General features: G+C 27.8%; 6 protein-coding genes and 1 pseudogene. 2 read left to right on the top strand and 5 right to left on the bottom strand.

All coding sequences use genetic code 11. From position 1 onward, the window contains the following. Positions 1–725: 725 nt before the first annotated feature. The 5 genes from VLM92_RS11505 to VLM92_RS11485 all read right to left on the bottom strand — a co-directional run bounded on the left by VLM92_RS11505 (position 726) and on the right by VLM92_RS11485 (position 5,589). The gene (locus tag VLM92_RS11505; protein WP_325276479.1) at positions 726–1,058 is read right to left on the bottom strand and encodes a hypothetical protein; all 333 of its coding nucleotides are present in this window, start codon (positions 1,056–1,058) and stop codon (positions 726–728) included. A 160-nt stretch (positions 1,059–1,218) separates the two neighbouring features. Then, positions 1,219–2,037 carry a DUF3298 and DUF4163 domain-containing protein gene (locus VLM92_RS11500; RefSeq protein ID WP_325276478.1) on the bottom strand — a complete coding sequence of 273 codons (819 nt, stop codon included), beginning with the start codon at positions 2,035–2,037 and terminating at the stop codon, positions 1,219–1,221. Positions 2,038–2,247: 210 nt separating this feature from the next. Then, entirely contained in the window at positions 2,248–2,934 is a 687-nt protein-coding gene (locus VLM92_RS11495) for a FadR/GntR family transcriptional regulator (RefSeq protein ID WP_325276477.1), read from the bottom strand. A gap of 41 nt (positions 2,935–2,975) precedes the next feature. Next, positions 2,976–4,076: an NAD/NADP octopine/nopaline dehydrogenase family protein gene (locus VLM92_RS11490; protein ID WP_325276476.1), complete on the bottom strand. Its 1,101-nt coding sequence runs from the start codon at positions 4,074–4,076 to the stop codon at positions 2,976–2,978. A 109-nt stretch (positions 4,077–4,185) separates the two neighbouring features. Beyond that, on the bottom strand, positions 4,186–5,589 hold the full coding sequence (locus tag VLM92_RS11485) for a sodium:solute symporter family protein (protein WP_325276475.1): 1,404 nt from the start codon (positions 5,587–5,589) through the stop codon (positions 4,186–4,188). Between the two features lie 471 nt (positions 5,590–6,060). On the opposite strand from VLM92_RS11485, the gene asnB reads away from it, so the two are divergent. Further along, positions 6,061–7,905, top strand: coding sequence for an asparagine synthase (glutamine-hydrolyzing) (gene asnB / locus VLM92_RS11480; protein ID WP_325276474.1), 1,845 nt, complete (start codon positions 6,061–6,063; stop codon positions 7,903–7,905). Between the two features lie 11 nt (positions 7,906–7,916). After that, positions 7,917–8,959: pseudogene (locus tag VLM92_RS11475) on the top strand (glutamine synthetase); the annotation flags it as partial.

Below are 8,959 nucleotides of genomic sequence, written 5' to 3'. Positions count from 1 at the left end.
ACTTCATTTTTATTTTCCTTATAACACCCTATAAAATTCATTCCAATTAATATACTTATTATTATAAAATATATTTTTTTAATATTTTTCTCCCTTCTTATATAAATTTTAATATTATTTCTATTTTAACTTTTTATTGTAATTATTACCAATAAATTCAATCACTAGACAAACTATATCTTTTTATTAATTGATAATAAATTTCATTTTCATATATATTATACCTTATATACCTACCTAATAGTCAATACTTTTATACATTTTTTCAACATTAAATTAGCTTTACCCACACATAGGTTAAAGAATATGTCCGTTGCTTGAATAACGTATTATTGAACTATTTAAAGTTTATCGGTTGAAAATTATAATTCCTTCAATAAATTATTTATGTGAATTTGATAAATAATAGACCTAGAAAGTGTTTAAATTATAATACACTTTCTTAGGTCTTTAGTTTAATATGATATTAAAGCTATACACTTAAATTAATAGACTATCATAATAAATATAGATATAGTGGTTAAAATCCATCTTATAAGCATAAAATTAATCCCTAAAAACTTAGCTTAATTTATCAACATAGATACCTTAATAACCGCCCAAGTATTACAGGCATTATAGTAATCATTTCTTTTGAATAGTCTTTTTTGTTTTATTTATTTGTTATATTTAAAAATAGACCTAAGAATAAACTTAGGTCTATTTTCTTAAATCTAATTTACATTTTAAACAAGTTTTATTTCTATAGCTTCATCTTCTAAAGACCAGCCTATAGTTTCATATTCGTTATAAAGTAATCCTGTATCTAACTTTATAAATAATCTAACTTTTAGATCTTTATATTTATTAAAAAATTTAGTTCTATATTCTTCACTATCTAAGCATATAAATGCTTTGTTAGTTTTCCACTCTATCATGTTTACTAATTCTTTTTTGCTATTTTTCTTTTCTTCATTTATTATTATCATTATTTCATCATTTATAACCTTGTACCATTTAGAGTACTTTTTAACCCCTACTATATCTTCTTTACTTATACCTCTACTCAATACCTTCATATCTTAACACACACCTTTATTTTTTATTACGATTTTAACGTACTCTTATAGTTTAATACAAAATGAATTTAAAAAGTTCAAAAAATAAAATATACTTACTTTATTTACTTTTACTATATACTTTATGAGCTAATTATGCTTTATAAAAAATTTGCTTATTTTATTTAAAATACTTTCCAAATTCTTCACAAGTCATTTTAAACCTAGGTATACCTACATAATATGGAGCTATATCATAAACTTGAAAATAAACTACTATTCCATCACTATCTATATAAAAATCTTGATTATCACTAATTCCCTTAAATCCTTCACTGTTACTAAAATAAATATCTTTATTTTTCTCTATTTCATCTTTTATAAAAGAATTTACAATTTCTTTATAATCAACACCTTTTTTAAAAACATCTTTTAATTTAATTTCTTTACCGCTTAATAAATCATAATTATATGACTTTAAATAAGTGATACCGTGTGCTCCACCTGTAAACTTATATGTTTTTATAGGTATGCTTATTAAATTATCTTTGTTATATGTGACTTGATAGTCTGAATATGCTTCATACTTATACTTTACATAATCTTGTCCTGATTTAGAAAATATATCTTCGTATTGTTTTTTATATTCTTCTGATTCTTGTTTTACTTTTTCACTAAAATCAACTACATAGTTACATATTTGTTTATTTATATTTTCAATGACTTTGCCCTTGTACCCTTTTTTATTTATATACTTATCCTCAATTTTTAGTAAAGGATAACTCATATCAGTTTTAAAAAACTCACTATTTTCAACTATCTTTTTCATTTGTACATTAAAAGAATCATTTATACATATTGGTTTATATTTATAAAATGATAAGTCTACATTTTGTTTAGATATAAAGTTAGCTTCTTTATCAAAATTTGCAAACGACAAAGAAGTACTTAATAACATTGTTACTAGTGTTGTCGATATAATTTTTTTTAAATACTTCATAATGAAATCTCCTTATAAATTTATTTTATATATAGTTTCCTCTATATCGACATATCTATACGAGTATAATTTTAAGTAAAGTTAAATCTAAAAATAACATAATAAAAGTGTAGTTACTGTATTTTATTACAACATAACTACACTTTTTTATAATCTATTTTTATGCAATCTTAGTTTTGGAGGTGTTCGTAAATCATAATCAGTTTACATTTAAAGATCTTCTATTTTCTTACTTATATGGTTATACAATAGATTATATACTCTATTCCCATCTCTATCTTTTAATGCATTGTATATTTCTATATGTTCATATAAGTCTATCATTAAATTTTCTTTATTGGAATATTGATTTAAATACATTAATCTTTGTGCACTTATATCATCAATTATAGAATTAAGTAATGTGTATAATATGTTATTGTTAGATAATTTAGCAATAGTTATATGAAATTTTACAGATTCCTCTAATTCATATTTTCCATTTTCTTTGCTGTTATCAATACCTTTAAGTATTTCTTCTAATTCATCTAAATCCTTTGGTGATACATTTTGAGCTGCTAATCTACCTAACCCAGGCTCTATAACTAATCTAGTCTCCATCAATTCTCTTAAACAATTATTTTCTTTTAAAGAATTGAAAAATTCTATTCTTTTAATATTTTTAAGTGCATCAGAAGATAAAAATGTTCCTCTTCCTGCCTTTGCCTCTAAAATTCCTGACATTTCTAATGACTTTAATGCTTCTCTAAGTATATTTCTACTAACTTGAAATGACTGTGCTAATTCTAATTCCCCTGGAATTTTGTCCCCCGGCGTCCATTGCCCTTGATTTACTAATTGTATAATTTCACTAGTAATACTTTCAAATAATGTATGCTTACTTACTGGCTTTATCATCAAACTCCTCCAATACGTCCCTCTTACTTTCCTACTATAAATTATACATTATGTTGTAAATCTTTGAAACCAGTATTTACATAATTTACAAGTTCTTCTTTTGACAAATCTTCTATTCCTAAACTTTCTACTGTCCTTCCTTCTACAAACTCTCCTTCTAACATTAGTTTACACATGTTAATTATGGATTCCATTCTATCTACTTTTACCCCTAATTTTTTTCCTAAAGATGCTATTGGTTGAAGTGAATTTGGTATATCTTCTAATAAGTATCTTGTTCTAAGAGTTTTTTGTCCTTTTACTCCTTTATATGCTTCTACACTTTTAACTAACTCATATAAATTTTCTCCTTTTGCATCATACATTTCTCTGTATAATTCGTTTATATGCGGTAGTTCTAATCCCAGGGCTTTACCTATATTTATTCTTTCATTATCCATTTTTTCTAAGTATTCTCCTATTGAAGGGGTAATACCATCAAGATAATATAAAAATGGTTCTTGGTTTTCTATTTTTGAAGTATTTAATATCGTTGGAGTTGGGTGCATTATTGCATTTAGATTTTCTAAACTACTTTGTAATACATTTTTAGCTGGTTTGAATTGAGGAAATGCTGTATTTAACATATTTATAACTTTTTCATTTTCAGTTGCTGGTAAAGCTGCAACAGTAACCATATTTTTAATTCCATATATTTCTGCAATACCTGGTTTTTCAAGTCTACAAGCATATAATAAAGTACATGTTTCTCCTACTGTTACTCCTTTATTACACCCTTCTTGTTCTAATATATTTTTAAACTCAATAGCTGCAAAACTTGAACTTGGATGAAGCACTACTACCTGACCATCTTCTAGATATGGAGCACATTTTCTTGCTATACTTTCATGGTATAAAGATGGTAATACTATAACAATTATATCTACATCTTTTATAGCCTCTTTTATATTAGTACTTGCTAATTCTATTTTCCCAAACCCATTTACTGCCCCTTTTACATCTATTCCGCCTTTTTCATTGATTGCTTTTACTGTATCTTCACTAATATCATATAATTTAACATACTTTCCTAATGTTCCCAAATGACCTGCCATTGATTGACCACCATTGCCTCCACCTACTATTGCCCATTTATAACTCATATTCAATACTCCCCCTTTATTTGAACCATTGTACTACTTGTTTAAATGTACTACATTTGTATTATTAATAGTCGGAAAATAGTCAATGCTTATTAACACTTGTTTATACCTATGCACTAATATTTTCCGTTTTTTTAGTTATTAAACTTATAAGAATAAGTCCTACAAATGATCCTACTATTCCAAATGCAACATATGGTATTTGAGATTTTATCATCATACCTATTGCACACCCTGCAAACCCACATAATATACTTCCTATTGCCCCTTGTGTTGTAAGTATATTTTTATCTTTTAGTATATATCCTACAAATATTGGGCATAAAAGACCTGCTGCTGAAAATGCATATGTTGCTACAAGTAAACTTAATACCTGTGGATATACAATTGCTATTATTATTGCTACAAATACTGTTGCTACTGATAATATACGAGATAAATTCAACATTTTCTTTTCATCATCTTCTCCTGGTTTTATTAACTTTTTATATACGTCTCTTGTTAAATTTACAACTACTGATTGAACTGCACTATCTACAGTAGATACTATAGTTGCAACTAAGAATCCTGAGAATAATGCTAATACCCATGGTGGTATCTGGCCTAAAAACCATCCCATTGCAGCTTCTTGTGCTAAGTTTGGATTTAAAGTTCTTATACACATTCCCATAAATGATGCCCATATATCTGCTGTAAGTATTATTACTGCACTTATTATTAAACTTTTTCTAGCATTTTTAGTTGTATCAACTGCGTATATACGTTGATAATATAATTGATTAGTAAGTCCACCAGGTAGTATTGACAAACTCCACAGTGCAATGGCTGGAAGTCCTACAGCACCCAAACCTTTTGGAAAAGCTATGTTTTGTGGAGGAACTATTTTTACCATTTCTGACATTCCACCTGTCATATTGTATGCAAATACAACTGAAACTACTGACATACTAAGCATTAAGCATCCAAATATAAAATCTGACCATGCTACAGTGGAAAGACCTGCTGGAAGTACAAATGCTAAACTTACTATTCCAAATCCAATAATTAATGTATTCATAGGAATTCCTGTCAATTGTCCATAGAGTTTTGCAAATGCAACTAATTGTGAACATATCCATCCAAATGGAACTATTAATGTCATTAATGCTGCTAATAATAATAATACCTTGTTTTTACCATAAATTTTTTCTATTATATCTGGAACGGTTGTGAAGTTTTCCTTTCTTAGCCAATTAGAGATTAGCGATAAAATTAGTAAAGTAGATGAGACTAATGCTCCATATGTGATTGCTGACCATCCAAATTGATAACCAAGTCCAACGTGAGCTACTAGCATTCCTCCCCCCATTGCTGTTGCATACTGGCTAAGAACTATTACGTATATTGGAAGTGATCTTCCTCCTAATGCCCAATCCCCTGTTGGATTTGTCTTTGTTGATAAGTAGTGCGCTAAGAAAAATGAAATAACTAATATTATCCCTGTACTGATAACTATCATTGATACTGTTCCCATTTACTATACCTCCTTATTTTATTTGTTCTGTTGTACTACATTTGTCAGACTTTTCTGAATATTTTTATTAACTAAATTGTAATGATCATTTTTCTATATTTCAATATTATTTTAATAATATATTGTATACAGCTTTTCATATTTTTACATTTTATTATAATGATTTTTATTTATTTTAAATTTTATACATTATAATTGATAATAACGTAAAAAGAGCACCTCTATGGGCACTCCTTTAAATTTGATATTCTAAGTACATCTTTTCTAAGCCACTTCTTTATAAAAATACTATTTTTAAGGTTAATTATTTTTTAGTATTATAAAAGATTTATTTTAATATAATTTTAGTTAATTTTTAAACAATTGATTTTTAACAATATTTTACAATGTATATATGTAACATAATTATTGTCAATATCATATAAATACATTACTAAATGAAAATGATATTCAACCAAAGGAGAGATGTATATGTGTGGTATAACTGGATGGATAAATAATACTGAAAATATTAGTAGTAAAACAAAAATTATTGAAAATATGACTGAAACACTAAGCAATAGAGGACCAGATTCATTTGGAACTTACGTATCTGTTAACGCACTTTTAGGACACAGACGCCTTACAATCGTAGACCCCGAGGGTGGTCTTCAGCCAATGACTAGAATAATTGGTGATAATAAATACACTATCGTGTATAATGGTGAACTTTATAATACAGAAGATGTAAGATTAAAGCTTAAAGCTAAAGGTTATACATTTAAAGCATATTCTGACACAGAAGTTCTGTTAGTTTCCTATATTGAGTGGGGACAAGATTGTTTAAAACATATTAACGGGATATTCGCATTTGGAATCTGGGATGAAAACAATAAAAGCTTATTTTTAGCAAGAGACCCGCTAGGAGTTAAGCCTTTATTTTACTCAGTTAAAGGAGATAATTTATTATTTGCATCTGAGATTAAAGCACTTCTTAAACACCCTATTATAGAGCGTATTGTAGATAAAGAAGGACTTTTAGATATATTCGGACTTGGTCCTGCAAGATCTCTTGGAAGTGGAATATTTAGAGATATTAAAGAAATTCCACCTGCATACTGTATGTTTTATAAAGATGGAAGATTTAATTTAAGAGAATACTGGACTTTAAGTGCAAGACATCATAAAGAGGATATAGATACTACTACTGATCATGTAAGATCTCTTTTAGTAGATGCTATAGAAAGGCAACTAGTATCAGATGTTCCAGTGTGTACTTTCTTATCAGGAGGACTAGATTCAAGTGCAATATCTACAATTGCTGCTAATTCCTTTAAATGCGATGGTAAAGAAGTTTTAAATACATTCTCAATCGATTATAAAGACAATGATAAATACTTTAAAAGTAATGAATATCAACCTAATTCCGATGCTATATGGGCTGAAAAAATGGCAGATTTCATTGGAAGTAATCATCACAATATAATTTTAAATAATGAAGATTTAGTATCATCACTTAAAGATTCAGTTTTAGCTATGGACTTACCTGGCATGGCCGATGTAGATTCATCTTTATATCTATTTTGTAAAGAAGTTAGAAAAAAATCTACGGTAGCTCTATCTGGTGAATGTGCTGATGAAATATTTGGTGGATATCCATGGTATACAAGACCTCAAGATATAAATTCCAATACTTTTCCATGGTCTAAATCTGTAGATCATAGGAAAAATATTTTATCTAAAGAATTTAAAAACTTACCTTTAGAAGAATATGTTAATGAAAAGTATATAGATACAATTAAAAAAGTTCCAAAACTTCCTGGCGAATCACATGAGGAAAGTAGAATGAGAGAACTTTTTTACCTTAATATTAAATGGTTTATGATTACACTTTTAAATAGAAAAGATAGAATGAGTATGGCAAATGGCCTAGAAGTTAGAGTTCCATTTGCTGATTATCGCCTTGTAGAATATGCATTTAATATTCCAAATGAAATGAAATTCTGCGATGGCCGAGAAAAAGGGATTTTGAGGAGAGCTCTTAGAGGTATACTGCCAGATGACATTATATATAGAAAGAAAAGCCCTTATCCAAAAACTCACCATACTCAATATACAAAAGCAGTTCAACAATGGATGAGAGAAATTCTAAATGATAAAAACTCGCCTATATTAAATCTTATAGATATAAATGTAGTTAATGAAATAGTAGAAAGTGGAGGAACATCTTTCACAAAACCTTGGTTTGGTCAGTTAATGACAGGTCCACAGCTTATTGCATATCTAATCCAGCTTGATACTTGGATGAGAGAATATAATGTTAATATTATTTTATAGGGGGAGATATTATGAAAGATTTATTGTATTTTATATCAAAAGATAATCATGACTCTAAATCATTGAAAGAAATCTTAAATAATCATCCCGAGGTAAAATTTGTATCTCTTATGGGTATTGATATTGGTGGAAATGCTACAGATGAGAAAATACCTATCAAAGTAATGCTAGATGATATAGAAAACTTTTTAAATTATGGAATACAAACAGATGGTTCAAGCGTTGTCCTTCATGAAATTACTACACTAAATAATGCAAAAGTTGATTTACTTCCTGATCTTAATGTTAATTGGTTTATAGATTATAATTTTAATCATATAATTGATAATTTACCTGTTGGAACACTCAAAATACCATCTTTTTTAATTCACAATAACCTAAAAGTTGATTCAAGATCAATTCTAGTAAGATCAATAGATAATTTTGAAAATAAGTTATTAGACATATTTAAATCTAATCCTTACCTTATTAAAAATATAGGAATAGAAAGTGTTGATGAAATAGAAAAAATAATTTTAACTTCAGCTACAGAGCTTGAATTTTGGGTGAAAACTCCTAATGATAAAGCTGACCTTGAAAAACTTTCTACTTCCCAAACACTAAAAGAACAATACTGGAAAAAAACTATAGGAATAGTTAGAACTGCTCTTGAAAAAACTCTTATGTTAATGCAAGAATATGGACTAGAGCCTGAAATGGGTCATAAAGAAGTTGGAGGAATAACTAGTAAAATAGGAATAAACGGAAAGTCAAATTATGTAATGGAGCAGCTTGAAATAGATTGGAAATACGATACGGCTCTTCAAGCAGCAGATAACGAAATTATAGTAAGAGAATTAATCGAAGATACATTTAGAAGCTATGGTCTTGAAGTAACATTTGAGGCAAAACCACTTGAAGGAGTTGCTGGTAATGGTGAGCATACTCACGTTGGGGTTGCAGTTAAACTAAAAGATGGTAAAGTAAAGAATCTATTCTCACCTTCTGATATGAAAAAAGATTATCTAAGTGAAATTGGATATGGAGCTTTAATGGGAATTCTTAAAAACTATGA

This window comes from Romboutsia sp. (genome assembly GCF_035470145.1).
Taxonomy (GTDB): domain Bacteria; phylum Bacillota; class Clostridia; order Peptostreptococcales; family Peptostreptococcaceae; genus Romboutsia_D.
This window is presented reverse-complemented; position numbering and strand designations above follow the sequence as displayed.

Coding starts and splice junctions, on each gene's coding strand:
- VLM92_RS11505 (WP_325276479.1), bottom strand. CDS start 1,058: ATGAAGGTATTGAGTAGAGGTATAAGTAAAGAAGATATAGTAGGGGTT.
- VLM92_RS11500 (WP_325276478.1), bottom strand. CDS start 2,037: ATGAAGTATTTAAAAAAAATTATATCGACAACACTAGTAACAATGTTA.
- VLM92_RS11495 (WP_325276477.1), bottom strand. CDS start 2,934: ATGATAAAGCCAGTAAGTAAGCATACATTATTTGAAAGTATTACTAGT.
- VLM92_RS11490 (WP_325276476.1), bottom strand. CDS start 4,076: ATGAGTTATAAATGGGCAATAGTAGGTGGAGGCAATGGTGGTCAATCA.
- VLM92_RS11485 (WP_325276475.1), bottom strand. CDS start 5,589: ATGGGAACAGTATCAATGATAGTTATCAGTACAGGGATAATATTAGTT.
- asnB (WP_325276474.1), top strand. CDS start 6,061: ATGTGTGGTATAACTGGATGGATAAATAATACTGAAAATATTAGTAGT.